Origin of the sequence: Spirillospora sp. NPDC048824 (assembly GCF_043198455.1) — a bacterium.
In the GTDB taxonomy this organism is placed as follows: domain Bacteria; phylum Actinomycetota; class Actinomycetes; order Streptosporangiales; family Streptosporangiaceae; genus Spirillospora.
Map to the genome: position 1 here is coordinate 1 of NZ_JBICUS010000012.1, position 14,209 is coordinate 14,209.

General features: G+C 69.8%; 12 protein-coding genes, 1 tRNA gene and 1 pseudogene. 6 read left to right on the plus strand and 8 right to left on the minus strand.

The annotated features are described in order from the left end of the window. Positions 1-190 precede the first annotated feature (190 nt). Positions 191-1,633: a WD40 repeat domain-containing protein gene (locus tag ACGFIS_RS23215; protein ID WP_392912059.1), complete on the plus strand. Its 1,443-nt coding sequence runs from the start codon at positions 191-193 to the stop codon at positions 1,631-1,633. On the opposite strand, the gene ACGFIS_RS23220 is transcribed toward ACGFIS_RS23215, so the two are convergent. Both ACGFIS_RS23220 and ACGFIS_RS23225 read right to left on the minus strand, forming a co-directional pair. After that, positions 1,619-2,587, minus strand: a complete 969-nt coding sequence (locus tag ACGFIS_RS23220; RefSeq protein WP_392972439.1) for an immunity 49 family protein — start codon at positions 2,585-2,587, stop codon at positions 1,619-1,621. The genes ACGFIS_RS23215 and ACGFIS_RS23220 overlap by 15 nt on opposite strands. A 301-nt stretch (positions 2,588-2,888) precedes the next feature. Beyond that, positions 2,889-3,971, minus strand: a pseudogene (locus ACGFIS_RS23225) (IS630 family transposase). A gap of 115 nt (positions 3,972-4,086) precedes the next feature. On the opposite strand from ACGFIS_RS23225, the gene ACGFIS_RS23230 reads away from it, so the two are divergent. Beyond that, positions 4,087-4,656, plus strand: a complete 570-nt coding sequence (locus ACGFIS_RS23230) for an SMI1/KNR4 family protein (protein WP_392912055.1) — start codon at positions 4,087-4,089, stop codon at positions 4,654-4,656. Positions 4,657-5,240: 584 nt separating this feature from the next. Here the strand turns inward: ACGFIS_RS23230 and ACGFIS_RS23235 are convergent. After that, positions 5,241-5,313, minus strand: a tRNA-Thr gene (locus ACGFIS_RS23235). Between the two features lie 152 nt (positions 5,314-5,465). Between ACGFIS_RS23235 and ACGFIS_RS23240 the strand changes: the two genes are divergently transcribed. The 3 genes from ACGFIS_RS23240 to ACGFIS_RS23250 are packed head-to-tail and all read left to right on the plus strand — an operon-like array spanning position 5,466 to position 7,539. Next, positions 5,466-6,029: a dihydrofolate reductase family protein gene (locus ACGFIS_RS23240; protein WP_392912053.1), complete on the plus strand. Its 564-nt coding sequence runs from the start codon at positions 5,466-5,468 to the stop codon at positions 6,027-6,029. Next, positions 6,026-6,367: a YciI family protein gene (locus tag ACGFIS_RS23245; RefSeq protein ID WP_392912051.1), complete on the plus strand. Its 342-nt coding sequence runs from the start codon at positions 6,026-6,028 to the stop codon at positions 6,365-6,367. Before ACGFIS_RS23240 ends, ACGFIS_RS23245 begins: the two co-directional genes overlap by 4 nt. Beyond that, complete coding sequence (locus tag ACGFIS_RS23250) at positions 6,367-7,539, plus strand: RNA polymerase sigma factor (protein WP_392972596.1); 1,173 nt, start codon at positions 6,367-6,369, stop codon at positions 7,537-7,539. The genes ACGFIS_RS23245 and ACGFIS_RS23250 overlap by 1 nt, the downstream gene beginning before the upstream one ends. Here ACGFIS_RS23250 and rlmB read toward each other — a convergent pair. The 5 genes from rlmB to ACGFIS_RS23275 all read right to left on the minus strand — a co-directional run bounded on the left by rlmB (position 7,520) and on the right by ACGFIS_RS23275 (position 12,671). After that, on the minus strand, positions 7,520-8,437 hold the full coding sequence (gene rlmB, locus ACGFIS_RS23255; RefSeq protein WP_392912049.1) for a 23S rRNA (guanosine(2251)-2'-O)-methyltransferase RlmB: 918 nt from the start codon (positions 8,435-8,437) through the stop codon (positions 7,520-7,522). The genes ACGFIS_RS23250 and rlmB overlap by 20 nt on opposite strands. Before the next feature lie 151 nt (positions 8,438-8,588). After that, positions 8,589-9,986: a cysteine--tRNA ligase gene (gene cysS / locus ACGFIS_RS23260; RefSeq protein WP_392912047.1), complete on the minus strand. Its 1,398-nt coding sequence runs from the start codon at positions 9,984-9,986 to the stop codon at positions 8,589-8,591. 95 nt (positions 9,987-10,081) lie between these two features. Then, positions 10,082-11,458: an RNA polymerase sigma factor gene (locus ACGFIS_RS23265; protein WP_392912045.1), complete on the minus strand. Its 1,377-nt coding sequence runs from the start codon at positions 11,456-11,458 to the stop codon at positions 10,082-10,084. A 2-nt stretch (positions 11,459-11,460) separates the two neighbouring features. Next, positions 11,461-11,826 (minus strand): YciI family protein, encoded by a 366-nt coding sequence (locus ACGFIS_RS23270; protein ID WP_392912043.1) that lies wholly within the window; start codon positions 11,824-11,826, stop codon positions 11,461-11,463. Between the two features lie 101 nt (positions 11,827-11,927). After that, complete coding sequence (locus ACGFIS_RS23275) at positions 11,928-12,671, minus strand: DUF6585 family protein (protein ID WP_392972441.1); 744 nt, start codon at positions 12,669-12,671, stop codon at positions 11,928-11,930. A gap of 246 nt (positions 12,672-12,917) precedes the next feature. Here ACGFIS_RS23275 and ACGFIS_RS23280 point away from each other — a divergent pair, with 246 nt between their 5' ends. Next, on the plus strand, positions 12,918-14,192 hold the full coding sequence (locus ACGFIS_RS23280) for a DUF2637 domain-containing protein (protein WP_392972443.1): 1,275 nt from the start codon (positions 12,918-12,920) through the stop codon (positions 14,190-14,192). The last annotated feature ends 17 nt before the right edge of the window (positions 14,193-14,209 follow it).

The window sequence follows — 14,209 nt, forward strand, 5'->3', positions numbered from 1 at the left end:
GACCTTCCCGCCCGCCGTCACCACCCGCCAACGCAAGATCCTCGACGCCCTGAACACCCCACGCGCCACGCACTAACCAATTGAGCCAACTCAGGTCCAGGGACAGGGCGAGGGGCTTTCCCGATCGACCGAAGTGTCCGCGGCCCATGTGATCATCGATTTTGTCACCAAGCCCCCGGAGGAGACGACGGTGTCGACTGACATCTATGGCGTGCGCGTCCTGGCCGTCCACCCCGACGAGCTCAGGATCAGCTTCCGCATCTTCGTGGTCTACTACGACACGCACAGCCAGACGTACGGTCCCGAACCGGACGATCCGACCTTCTTCTTCTCCCTGCTCTGGGAGCGTGGCCCGCTCCATGACCGGATCGACGTCGCCACGAGCTTGGACGGCGAATGGATCGATGCCAACACCCGGCGCTTCGTCTCAGGCGTCGAACGACTCGCCACCCGCAACCACCCCCCGTCCCCGGAGCAGTGGAAGGAGCTGTGCGACTTCTACTACGAGCACGGCGGCTACTGGCAGGACGAGGACCTGCTGGTCCAGTTCGACTACGACGTGTACGTCACCGACCGGCGCTGGATTGAGTCGTTCAGCGAGGGCGACGCCTGGGGGACGACGGCGTTCCCGTACAACGCGGATATGTGGACCGCCGAGGACGCGCCGAACATCCCGGACCTCACCGCCCCCGCCCTTACGGTGAGCCCCTTCGACGTGACGACGGGTGACATCAAGTACGACGGCGTCATCGGGGCGGAGTTCTCCGATGACGGCCGGTACCTGGCGCTGTGCAGCGACAAGGGCCGGGTCTGGGTATACGAGACCACCGGTTGGTCACAGGTCGTCCACGTCTCGTCCGGGGTGGAGTGGATCTTGCCACTGATGGCGTGGGTACCCGGCGAACCCGTCATTACCCTCAAGAACTACTGCTCGAGACCGGACGAAGACGATCGGACGCAGTGGGCCTACCATGTGGACGCCCGCGCCGAAGTCGGAGCCCCATTCCAGCCCGGCCGCATACGCTCACGCGGCGGGGGCTACTGGACAGGCAACTACAACAACCGCGACGGCGGGATCGACATCTGCGCTCCCGACCGTCCTCCCATCCCGACCAGCGTTGCGGGCGACGGCTGGGATCCCATCCAGTGCGAGTCCTTCGCGGGCGATGGCAGCCACCTGTTTCTGGGCGCCAGGGAGAACCTCTACGTCCTCGACCCGGCGACCGGCCGGATCAAGGACAAGGTCATGAAGGCGTCCACCTGCCTCTTCAAGCTCGCCGCCAGCCCGGACGGCGCCTACCTGGCGGCGAGCAGCTTCAGCCGCAAGCTGCCCTACCTGGACGTCTACGGCCACAAACGGCCGCACGAGCTCTGCGTATGGCGGACCTCCGACATGAAGATCATCATGGGCCGGCAGCTCACGACGTGGGTCAAAGCCATGGCCTGGTCACCGGACGGCCAGTGGCTGGCCGTCACCGTGGAACCCACCACGCGGAGCCTGTCCCTCAACGGCAGGTCACAACTCATGATTTACCGAATGGGCCCGAGCCAGCCTCCCTTCCCGGTCGAACAAGCGGACGGCCAAGCCGGTGCAGACAGCAGTGGTGGGGGTACTGGTTCAGCTCCTGGCTGACGGCGCGGATTCCGGGGCGTTCAGCATGGTCTGCGGCAGGTAGGCGGATCGGACGCGCAAGTCCCAGCCGTGCACTTGGACCGCCAGCGCGGCCAGTGCGATGGTCTTGTGCGGCAGGAGGCTGCGGGGCGGCGCATCGGAGGATGTGCTCTCCCGGTACTGGATGAGGCGATGCTCCAGGGCCTGTTCAAAGGCCGCCTGGTCATCTTCCAGGAGCACGCGCAGTAGGCGCTGATCCGGCATCAGTGCATGGAGGGCATCCAGCTGCCGCGTTGCCTGGGCCCGTTCGTCAGGGTTCGGCTTGCACAGCGCAACCGCCGGCCAGTCCCTGGGCGAACGCCCTGTGGCCGGGGTGAGGTAGCCGCACAAGGCGTCCATCTCCGCCAGCTCGCCCGGGTCCGACTCTGATTCCAGGTGCGAACACGGCAAGCCGTTACGGATTTCCGGCGCATAGTCGCCGCGCAGCATCAGCCCGATGACCAGGTCCCGTTCCCAGATCATGCCGCTGATCACAGCCAGAGCGAATGCGTCCAGCCAGGTCCCCGCGGTGACCGCCTGCTCCACTACATGACTGAAGTCCACTTCGGCGCTGCTGAGCGTCTCCTCGATGAGAGTGAAGAAGATCTCTTGATCACCTTTGGGGTAGCACCCCAGGCTCAGGAATCCCATGGCGCACTCGGCCGCGGTGCGCAGGACGACGTCCGAGGGGGCGGTGCGGGGCTCGGGGTCCGCCACCGCGCGGGCGGCCACGTGGTCGAGGAGCTCGTCGCGCATCCGCCGCAGCCGCTCATCGGAGCAGTAGTCGTATTGCATCGTGTGCCAGCGACCAAAGGCCCGCCGCCCCGGGTCCTGCAGAGCCTGCTCGATCCGCTGCCCACTCACCTCATGCCGGGCCACATCGCTCATCGTCACGAGCGCCATCATGGCAGCCGCCACGGACATGGTGAAGCGCAACTTCACTGCTCAGGGCCGAACCGGCGCTACCGGCCAGGGAATCATGCTGATCTCGCCCTGGCGGCGAACCGCCCCCTTCAAGAACCGCAAACCCGGCTCCGCTAAGCTCCACCGGGTGCTGCCGCGCGCCCAGCTGAGCACCGAATGTCGAGTCAGCACCGCCGTTAGCCCGCACACCCGTCCCGGAGGGGTGCGCCCGCGCGAACGGCGAGATCGCGTGACAGGCAATCTCGCGCAGAGTTGCCGGTTGACGACCGTAAGCCACCTATAAGGCGAGCGCAGCGAACCTGCAGCCGACCCGCTAGTGTCTTGAGTCGTTAATTTGTTGGCAGTATGCGGCGAGGGTTTCGAGGATCTCGTCGGCGGTCTTGGTCCACACGAACGGCTTGGGGTTCTTGTTCCACTCGTTGATCCAGCCGCGGACGTCGCGTTCGAGTTCGACGACGCTGCGGTGGGCCGAGCGGCGCAGTTTGCGGTTGGTGAGTTCGGCGAACCAGCGTTCGACCAGGTTGAGCCAGGACGAGCTGGTGGGGGTGAAGTGCAGGTGGAACCGGGGATGGCGCAGTAGCCACTTCTTGACCTGCTCGGTCTTGTGGGTGGCGTAGTTGTCCAGCACCAGGTGCAGCTCCAGATCCTGGGGGACGGCGGCGTCGATGAGCTTGAGGAACCGCAGGAATTCTTGATGGCGGTGGCGGCGGTAGTGCTGGGCGATCACCGAGCCCGACGACAGGTCCAGGGCGGCGAACAGGCTGGTGGTGCCGTGCCGGACGTAGTCGTGGGTCATCCGGGCCGGGGTGGTGGGCATGATCGGCAGGATGGGGGCGGTCCGGTCGATGGCCTGCATCTGCGACTTCTCGTCGACGGCCAGGACCAGGGCGTTCTCGGGCGGGTTCAGGTACAGGCCGACCACGTCGCGGACCTTGTCGACGAACTGGGGGTCGGTCGACAGTTCCAGGTCTGCACGGTGTGCGGCTTGAGTCCGAACGCCCGCCAGATCCGCGAGATCGCCGACTGCGACATCCCGGTCGCCGCCGCCATCGACCGCGTCGACCAGTGCGTGTCGGCACAGGGTGTCTCCTTCAGCGTCGCTGTGACCACCCGCTCGACCTGCTCATCGGTGATCGTGCGGGGCCGGCCCGGCCGCGGCTCATCGGTCAGCCGCTCAAGCCGGCCGGACAGGAACCGTGACCGCCACTTCGACACCGTGTTCCGCGAGGTCCCGGCCTGCTCGGCGACCTGCGATCGTGCCGCCCTCGGCGCACAACAGCACAATCCGAGCCCGCAACGCCAAAGCCTGCGAGGTCTTGCGGCGACGCACCCACCCGGTCAGCACCGACCGCTCCTCGTCGGACAACACCACCGGTTCAAGCTTCGGGCTCGGCATCCCCACAGCCTGCCGACTACCAAAGAATTATTGACTCAGAACACTAGTGCGCCTCTTGCGGCGCTTGTCGATGCAACCTCGTATGCTCGCGGCCACGTTGTCGAAGGGATCTGCCGTGGAAGACCCGACAGGTATCGCAGCGCTGACCAAAATCCTGCCTTCAGATCTCGGTGCGGACGAGGAAATCGATTGGTCGGCAGCAGAGGTGCAATGGGGCACGCGGTTCCCGCGTGACTACATGGCCTTCATGTCCATCTATGGCGCCGGCTCGTTCGGCGCCGCGGACGGACGGGGCGGCGGGGGCGTCGTCCTCATGCCGTTGCCCAAGGAGAGCATCTACCTGGATGATGAGACCTTCGAGGAGGAGACGCACAACGCCCGTGACGCCTGGGAGATGCTGGGAGGTCAGGAAGGCCTCGACATCGACCCGAACCACATCCTCGCCTGGGGCGTCACCTCAGGCCCCGACATCCTGTGCTGGCTGACCACTGATCCCGACCCCGACCAGTGGCCGGTCCTGGTTTGCGGCCGACACACTGACGAGGACTTCACGCTGTTCCCCTGCGGCATGGTGGAATTCCTCCGCATGCTGATCCTGGACGAGCACGACCCTTACCCCCTCAGCATCGACCTGCGGGACGTTTCGCTGCGCTACGTGCACAGGCTTGAAAGACAAAAGCGTTGAGCCGCGTGGTGGACGGATCAGCAAGCCTGAGCACTGCCAGCCGACCGGTCCGGGCACTCGTTCGCGAGAACGGTGCCGGTCGTCCAGATCTTCGAGCGGGACGTGACGGGGCCGTGGTGGCCCGATGACGCCGATCTCCGGCACATTCTGTGGTGTCCCAACGAACCCTGGGATCCACCCGCTCAACAGGCCGATGTCAGCCCCGCCGTGGAGTTGCGGTGGCGTCGAGTGAGCTTCCCCTGGTTCCACGGACACCCGATCTGAGTTGACCTTGATCAACTTGGGAAGGAAGTGTCTCGTGCACCACCTCACCCGCCGGAGTTCGCGCCGCGCCGTCGAGCTGGCCCGGACCGGCGACAAGTCGGTCACCGCGCTGGCCAAGAGTCTCGGTATCAGCCAGACGTGCCTGAGTAACTGGATCCGTCAGGCCGGCATCGACGAAGGCCACCTCGACGGCCTGAGCGCCGGCGAGCACAAAGAGCTGGTCGAGCTGCGCCGAAGGCGCGGCAACCGGAGCTGGAGAACGAGATCCTCATGTTGGCAAAAGCCCCCTTGTGATGATCGCAAGGGGGCTTTGAGCTGGGAGCCGGCGAGGGGACTTGAACCCCTAACCTTCTGTTTACAAGACAGATGCTCTGCCAATTGAGCTACGCCGGCGCGGGCTCGTCCCGCATCGTAGTCGACTTGGTGGGGGGCTCGCTCGGGGTGGCTGACGAAGTTTCGGGTGGGGTGTCGATGTGCGGGGAGGGCGTTCGTGTAGAGGGTGGGAGGCCGGCGGTGGGTCGGCCGTCGCTCTGGAGGGAAACCTCATGGGAAAGCTCGTTCTGGTCGATCATCTGACGCTCGACGGGGTGATGCAGGCGCCCGGGCGGCCTGATGAGGATGTGCGGGACGGGTTCGCGCATGGGGGGTGGGCCGTTCCGGGGAACGACGAGGTCATGGGGTCCGTGTTGGGGAAGGGCATGGGGCAGGGCGGGGCGCTGCTGTTCGGGCGGCGGACGTACGAGGACTTCCATGGGTTCTGGCCCCGTCAGAGCGGCAACCCGTTCACGGACGTGCTGGAGCGGGCGCGGAAGTACGTGGTGTCGAGGACGCTGCGGGAGGCGCCGTGGGGGAACTCGGTTCTGCTGAAGGACGTGGGGGACGTTGAGGGGATCGAGGACGACCTCACCGTGTTCGGGAGCGGGGTGCTCTCGCGGGAGCTGATGCGGCGGGGGCTCGTCGACGAGTGGCTGCTGATGATCCATCCGCTGGTGCTGGGGACGGGGCGCAGGTTGTTCGACGGGGTCGAGGTGGGGCTGCGGCTCGTGGACTCGGTGACCACGACGACGGGGGTCGTCATCGCGACGTATCGGGGCAGGGAGGAAGCATGAGGCTGTACGCGCTGAACATGATCCAGCCGGTGGGCGAGAAGCCGCCGCCGGAGGTGCTGGAGAAGGTGATGGCGGAGCTCGGGGAGATCCGGCGCGACCTGGAGTCGCGGGAGGCGTGGGTGTTCGGGAAGCCGCTGCACGGGCCCGAGGCGAGCACGATGGTGCGGTTGAGGGGCGACGAGGTGGTCGCGACGGACGGGCCGTGGACGGAGGGCAAGGAGTTCATCGGCGGACTCATGATCATCGAGGTGGAGGATCTGGACGCGGCGTTGGCGGTGGCGGCCAGGTATGCGCGGGTGACGGGGCTGCCGATGGAGGTGCGGCCGTTTCAGAGCTGATCGAGAGCGTTTTCCGCGAGGAGCATGGGCGGGCCGTGGCCGTCCTGGTCCGGGTGTTCGGTGATGTCGATGTCGCCGAGGAGGCGGTTCAGGACGCGTTCGCGGAGGCGGTGCGGAGGTGGCCGGTGGACGGCCCGCCGCCCAGCCCGGCGGGGTGGATCATCACGACGGCGCGGAACAGGGCGATCGACCGGCTGCGGCGGGAGTCGGCTCGGGCGGGCAAGCATGCGCAGGCGATGGTGGTCGGCGAAAACGAACCGGTCGAGGAGGGGGTCGTGCTGGACGAGCGGCTCCGGCTCATCTTCACGTGCTGCCATCCGGCGCTGGCGTTGCAGTCGCGGGTGGCTTTGACGTTGCGGCTGCTGGGCGGGCTGACGACGGCGGAGATCGCGCGGGCCTTCCTGGTGCCGGAGAAGACGATGGCGCAGCGGCTCGTGCGGGCGAAGGGGAAGATCCGGGACGCGGCGATTCCGTACCGGGTGCCGGAGGAGGCGGATCTTCCGGGACGGCTTTCCGGGGTGCTCGCGGTCATCTACCTGGTGTTCAACCAGGGATATGGCGGACGGGAGGACCTGGCTGCGGAGGCGGTACGGCTCGGGCGGGTCCTGGCGGAGTTGATGCCGGACGAGCCGGAGGTTCAGGGGCTGCTCGCCTTGATGCTGCTGATCGAGTCGCGGAAGCGTGCGCGGATGGCCGGTGGTGAACTGGTGCTTCTTGCCGATCAGGATCGCGGGTCGTGGGACCGCACGCTTGTGGAGGAGGGGCTGGCGCTCGTCCGGTGGTGCCTGAGGCGGAACCGGCCGGGGCCGTACCAGATTCAGGCGGCGATCAATGCGGTGCACGGTGACGCGGCGCGGGTCGAGGACACGCGGTGGGACGAGATCCTGCAGTTGTACGACCAATTGATGGCGGTGGCGCCGAGCCCGGTGGTGGCCCTCAACCGGGCTGTGGCGGTCGCCGAGGTCGAGGGTGCCGAGGCGGCGTTGGCGGTCGTGGACGGGCTCGATCTCGGCCGCTACTACCTGTTCCACGCGATCCGCGCGGATCTGCTGCGGAGGCTGGGAAGGCGGCGGGAGGCCGCGGCGGCCTACGACGAGGCCATTGAGCGGACGGATAATGAGGCCGAGCTGGCCTTTCTCCGGGGGCGCAGGGTCAGGAGCGGAGGCGGCTGACCTCGTAGAGGGCGATTCCGGCGGCGACCCCCGCGTTGAGGGACTCGGCCTTCCCCGGCATCGGGATCGTGACGAGCATGTCGCACGTGTCGGCGACCAGACGTCCGAGGCCCTTGCCCTCCGAGCCCACGACCAGCACGAACGGACCGGACGCGATCTCCAGGTCGGCCACGGCGACGCCGCCGGCGGCGTCGAGGCCGGCGACGAAGCAGCCCGCCTTCTGGTAGGCCTTGAGCTGGCGTGTGAGGTTCGTGGCCTGCGCGACGGGAACGCTGGCGAGGGTTCCGGCGGACGTTTTCCAGGCGCCCGCGTTGACCCCGGCGGCGCGCCGCTCCGGCACGACGACTCCGGCGGCGCCGAACGCGGCGGCGGACCGGACGATCGCGCCGAGGTTGCGCGGGTCGGTGATCCCGTCCACGGCGACGATCAGCGGCGCGGTCCCGACGAGCAGGTCATCGGGGTGCGCGTACCGGTACGGCTTCACCTGGAGCGCGATGCCCTGGTGGACGGCGCCGTCCGTCAGCCGGTCGAGTTCGTTCTTGCCGGTCTCCAGGAGCGGGACGCGCCGGTCGGCGGCCAGCTGGATCGACTCGCGGACGCGTTCGTCGGTGCTGGACATCACGTAGAGCGCGGTGCCGGGGACCCCCGCGCGCAGCGCCTCGACGACAGGGTTGCGGCCGGTGACGAGTTCGGGGACTTCGCCGTTCGCGCGCCGTGCACCCGCGGGACGTCCCCCGGCACGCTCCTTGGAGTCGGCGGCCTTCGGGCGCCCGCCCGGCCCCAGCGTGTGGGTGCCGGTGCGCTTGGCGCTCTTGACGGCGCGCGCCTTCTGGCGCTTGCCGTGCCAGTGCCGGTCCTCGGCTTTGGGAGTGGGTCCCTTGCCTTTGCGCTTGGCCATTGTCTCGGTACGCCCCTCGCGACGGTTGCGGCTCGCCCTCGTGGCTGTCGGGCGGGTCAGGTCTCTGCGCGACGGCAGCGAACCCCCGCGAACCTCCGATTTTATCCGCCGCGCAAGGTGCGCAATGCACAATGGGCGCCGCGCGGCGGTGTCATTCGTGCTTGAGTTCCCAGCGGGGGCCCTGCGGGGTGTCCTCGACGACGATGCCCGCGTCCGACAGGCCGTCGCGGATGGCGTCGGCGGACGCGTAGTCCTTGCGGGCGCGGGCCGCCTGCCGCTGCTCCAGCGCGACGGCGACGAGGGCGTCCACGACGGGACGCAGGTCCTCGTCGCCGGCCTGGTTCCACTGGGGGGACATCGGGTCGATGCCGAGCACGTCCGCCATCGCCCTGACGTCCGCCAGGTGGCCGCGCACCGCGTCGTGATCACCGGATGCGAGGGCGCTGTTCCCCTCCCGGACGGTCTCGTGCAGTACCGCGAGCGCCTGCGGGACGCCGAGATCGTCGTCCATCGCGCCCGCGAACCCGGCGGGGACGGCCGCGGCGGGCTCGGCGGCGCCGACGACCTCGGACGCCCGCGTCACGAACCCTTCGATGCGCTGGTAGGCGGAGACGGCCTCGGCCAGGGAGGCGTCGGTGTAGTCCATCAGCGACCGGTAGTGCGCCGAGACCAGGTAGTACCGCACCTCGACGGCACGGGCCCTGCCGAGCAGATCGGGCAGCAGGACGACGTTGCCGACGGACTTGCTCATCTTCTCGCCGTCCACGGTGAGCAGCCCGTTGTGCAGCCAGTAGCGGGCGAAGCCGTCGCCGGCGGCGCGGGACTGAGCGATCTCGTTCTCGTGGTGCGGGAAGATCAGGTCGACGCCGCCGCCGTGGATGTCGAACGCGGCGCCGAGGTACTTCGTCGCCATGGCGGAGCATTCCAGGTGCCAGCCGGGCCGTCCGGGGCCCCACGGCGTCTCCCACGTCGGCTCGCCCGGCTTGGCGCCCTTCCACAGCGCGAAGTCGCGCGGGTCGCGCTTGGCGTCCTCGTTGGGGGTGTCGCCGGCGGAGCGCATGTTCTCCAGCCGCTGGTTCGACAGCGCGCCGTACTCGTCGGCCCACGACTTGACGTCGAAGTACACGTCGCCGCCCGCCGCGTACGCGTGCCCCTTCTCGATCAGCCGGCGCATCAGGACGATCATCTCCGGGACGTGTCCGGTCGCGCGCGGCTCGATCGTCGGGGGCAGGCAGCCGAGCAGGTCGTAGCCCTGCGTGAAGACCCGCTGGTTGCCCTCGGCGACGGCGAACCACGGCACGCCCCGCTCCGCCGACACGGCGATGATCTTGTCGTCGATGTCGGTGACGTTGCGCGCGAACGTCACCTCGTAGCCGGACGCGCGCAGCCAGCGCAGCAGCACGTCGTAGATGACGCCGGAGCGCAGATGCCCGATGTGGGGTGAGGCCTGCGGAGTCGCACCGCACACGTACATCCCCACGCGGCCCTCTTCCAGGGGCTCGAACGTGCGGACGCTACGGGTACCGGTGTCGTAAAGGCGCAAACTCACGGGGCCAGGTTATTGGATCGGCGTGCGGCCGTGTGTGCTCTCGGCCGGGAGGGCCGCGTGTCCGGTCAGGCCGAGCAGCGGAGGCTCATGGGCGATCAGCCTTCGCCGTCGGGCCGTGCGGCGTCGAGCCGTGTGTCGTGGAGTCGTGTGTCGTGGAGTCGTGCGGCGCGTGATTCGAGATAGCGCCGTTCGGGGATGCTGGTCGTGCTGCGGGCCGCCTGCCGGTACATCTCCCGCGCGCCGCCCGCATCGCCCGCCATTTCACGAAGGTGGGCCCGGACGGCGGTGAGCCGGTGGTGTCCGGACATGCGGTCGTCGTCGTCCAGGGGCCGCAGGAGTTCGAGGCCCGCCGACGGGCCGTCCACCATCGCCAGGGCGACGGCCTCGTTCAGCGTGACCATCGGGTTCGGGGACACGTGCGCCAGCAGCCGGTAGAGCGCGAGGACCTGCGGCCAGTCGGTGTCCCCGGGCCGCGGCGCCTCCGCGTGGACGGCGGCGATCGCGGCCTGGAGCTGGTACGGGCCGGGCGGCGACCAGGTGAGGGCCTCGGTGATCAACCCGGTCCCCTCCTGCATCGCGTCCCGGTTCCACAGCGCCCGGTCCTGCTCGGTGAGCGGGATCAGCAGGCCGTCCGGTCCGCTCCGGGCCGCACGGCGGGCGTCGGTGAGCAGCATCAGCGCGAGCAGCCCGGCGACCTCGCCGTCGTCGGGCAGCAGCCGGTGCAGCGCCCGGGTGAGCCTGATCGCCTCCGCGGTGAGGTCGGCGCGCTGCAGGTCGGGGCCGCTGGACGCGGTGTACCCCTCGTTGAAGATCAGGTACAGGACGTGCAGGACGGCCCGCAGCCGCTCGTCCCGTTCGTCCGGCGCAGGCATGCCGAACCGCGCCCCCGCCGTCTTGATCCGCTGCTTGGCGCGGCTGACCCGCTGCGCCATCGTCGCCTCCGGGACGAGGAACGCGCGGGCGATCTGCGCCGTGGTGAGCCCGCCGACCGCGCGCAGCGTCAGCGCGACCTGCGATGGCGCCGACAGCGCCGGATGGCAGCACAGGAACAGCAGCGTCAGCGTGTCGTCGTGGTCGCCGGGACGGTCGCCGGCCGGCCCGGGGGCGTCGTCCCGCCCGGACGGTTCCCGGGCGAACACGGCGGCCTCACGGTCGCGGCGGGCCCGTTCGCTGCGCCACTGGTCGGTGAGCCGCCGCGTCGCGACGGTCAGCAGCCACCCGCGCGGATTCTCCGGAACGCAGGCCCCGGCCCCACCGGCCTGTTCTGTCTCCGGGCCATCGGTCCCCGTCTCCCCGGTCGCCGTCTCCCCGGCCGCCGTCCATTGGACGGCGGCGGCGAGCAGGGCCTCCTGGACGGCGTCCTCGCAGGCGTCGAACGCCCCGTGCCCGTGCCGCCGGACGAGCGTGCCGAGCACCTGCGGCGCGAGAGTGCGCAGCAGGTCCTCGACGTCCGGGGGCACGGCCACGGACATCGTCACATCTCCGTCCCGGACTCGTTCATGATCGCCCTGACCTCCATGTACCCGCCGAACCGGACGTCCGGCCAGCGCGACGCGATCTCCACGGCCCGCTCGAGCGACTCGCAGTCGACGGTGATGTGCCCGGCGAAGTGCTCCTTGGCCTCCAGGAACGGCCCGTCGGTCACGGCCGGCTGCCCGTCCTTCCGCCGGACGGTCTTCGTCGTGGACGGGTCGGCCAGCGCGTCCCCGCCGACGAGTTCGCCCGACCCTGTCAGCTCCTCCATGATCGCGCCGACCTCGCCGAACAGCTCGTCGCGCTCCTGCTCGGTCAGCTCCTCGACGAAGCCGGGACGGTTGTAGATCAGCAGCATGTACTTCATGTGTGCACTTCCCATCGGGCTCGGGCGGCGGCCCGGACGGGCCGCTCGTCACAGCAGGATCGGAGCGGCGGACGCGTTCTCGACATCCCACGCGGAAAATCTCAGGAAAGTTCTGTCAGGTTCCTGACGCGGTGGCACAGCGCCGTGAACGCCAGCGCGTCCGGCGTCTGCGCGACGACGGTCACCAGGTCCATCCGGCCGGCGCACGCGTGCACGGTCACCAGGCCGTTGTCGATCGTGACATCGTCGACGGCCTGCCAGGGGAGGCGCTCCCCGTCCTTCTCGACGCCGTCCAGGTCGACGGTGAAGGGTCCGATCCGCACGGCCTCCCCGCCCTTCACCGCCGCCAGGTGACGCGGGAGGATCCGGGCCGTCACCTCCTCGGCGACGGCCACCCCGAGCGCCCGCACGTCCGGGAGATCATCGCCGAGCAGCAGCACGCTGCCGTCGTCCACGACGATCGTGAAGCGCCAGCGGGTGCGCCCACCCGGGCCGGTCCGCACTCCGGACACGGTGACGGAGACCAGTTCGTCCCACGCGTAGCCGGCCTCACCGCCCGCGCCGGACACGGAGATGCCGCCCGTGTGGAGGCGGGCGACACGGTCGCGGACGCGCGGACGGTCGCGTCCCACGATCCAGCCGACGGCACCCGCATACCCCATGGAGAGCAGCAGCGCCGGTACGCCCACCCACCACAGGCGGTCATGCAGGTAGACGATGGCCGCCGGTATGAGCGCCAGCGACGCCAGGCCCAGCAGCAACAGCCAGGCCCACGTGCGGCGGTTGCCGGCCCGGCCGTCGAACGTCCGGACCGGTTCGCCGAGCCGATCCCGGGGAGACGTCACCGTCGCGCCCTATCCGGCCGCGAGGGACCACATCTCACCCACGGCCCCGCCGTCCGGCATCATTGCCTCCCCCGGGCTGTCGACATCCCGAAACGCGTTGCCCACACCGCGCTGCCCCATACCGTACGTCTCCTCCCATATCGCTCGCAGCGAGAAGTGATCATTGGTAAGTGGGGAGCCGCGGCCGTGCCGGGCTGGCTAATCTCGCCTGAGGACCCTCAGGCGCCCTTCCCCGGAACGAGAGACATGCCATCTGATCCCACGCGGCCCGGCGGCCCCCGGTACACCCGCACCCAGCGGCGGCTGCTCACCGCCCTCGCCGGCCTCATCGTCGCCGCGCTGGCGGGCGGCGCCTTCGCGCTGACCTACGACGTGCTCCGCGAGCTGGCCCTCGCCGGCCGCGCCGGCCGCCGCTGGGCGCCGCTGTACCCGGCGATGGCGGACACGCTCACCGCGATGACGATCCTGTCTCTCGTGATCACCCGGAACGCCCGCTGGTGGACGCGGCTGCTGCGCTGGGCACTGCTGCTGCTCCTGGTGTCGGGAGGCGCCGCACTGTCCGTCCAGCGCTCGGTCTGGGGCTTCTCCTCACTCCCCGAGGACGCGGTCCGGGCGGGCGTCGCCGTCGCGCCGCACGTCATGCTGGTGATCGCCGTCTGGCTGTGGCTGACGATGTTCAAGCAGATCCGCGTCGCCCGTCCCGCCGGCGAGGAGATCGCGCCCGCCGAGATGCAGCGCGGCCACGTCAAGGTCCTGGAGCCGGCGGCACCGGAGCCGCTGGCCCTGGCCGCCCCGGCGGAGCCCGAGGAGCCCGAGGACCCCGGACCGCGATCGCCCCTGGCCTTCCTGGACGACCCCGAGCCCGAGCCGCTCATTCCCTTCCCCCGCGACCCCGCGCAGCCCCTCCCGCCGGACCCCGTGCCGCCCGGCGAGGCCCCGGCGACCGACCTGGCAGCGCAGGAACCGCACCCGCACGAACCCGCCGTGGACGAGCCCGTCGCCCACGAACCGGCCGCACCCGAGTCGGCCGGGTTCGAACCCGCCGGGCACGGGGCCGCCACGGGCGAGGACGTGCGGCAGGAGCCCGCGGCGTATGAGGGGTTCGTGATCGAGAGCCTGTCGTCGGAGCCGGCGCCGCCGCCGGACGCACTGCCGGACCCGAGACCGCCCCTGGACGCGCCACCGGACCCGCCGGCCACCCCGCCCGCGCTGCTCCCCACGGACGTCGAACTGGTCAGGAGCCGCGACCGGGACGAACAGGAGGCTCGTCCGGTCGCATCGACGACGCGCCCCGACATCGCCATGCCCGCGGCATACGGCGCGGAAGAGGACGATCACGACACGGCCCCCTCCGATCGCGCCGAGGACCCCGACGCCGGCGAAACCCCGGACCACGAAACCCCGGACGGCGAAACCACGGGCGGCGAAACCACGGGCGGCGAAGGCCGCGAGCCGGTCAAGGACTGGAACCCGCCGCCGTCGGGCAATTTCCGCAGCGGCCCCACCCCACCCGCCGACTGAGCCGCCGCACACGCGAA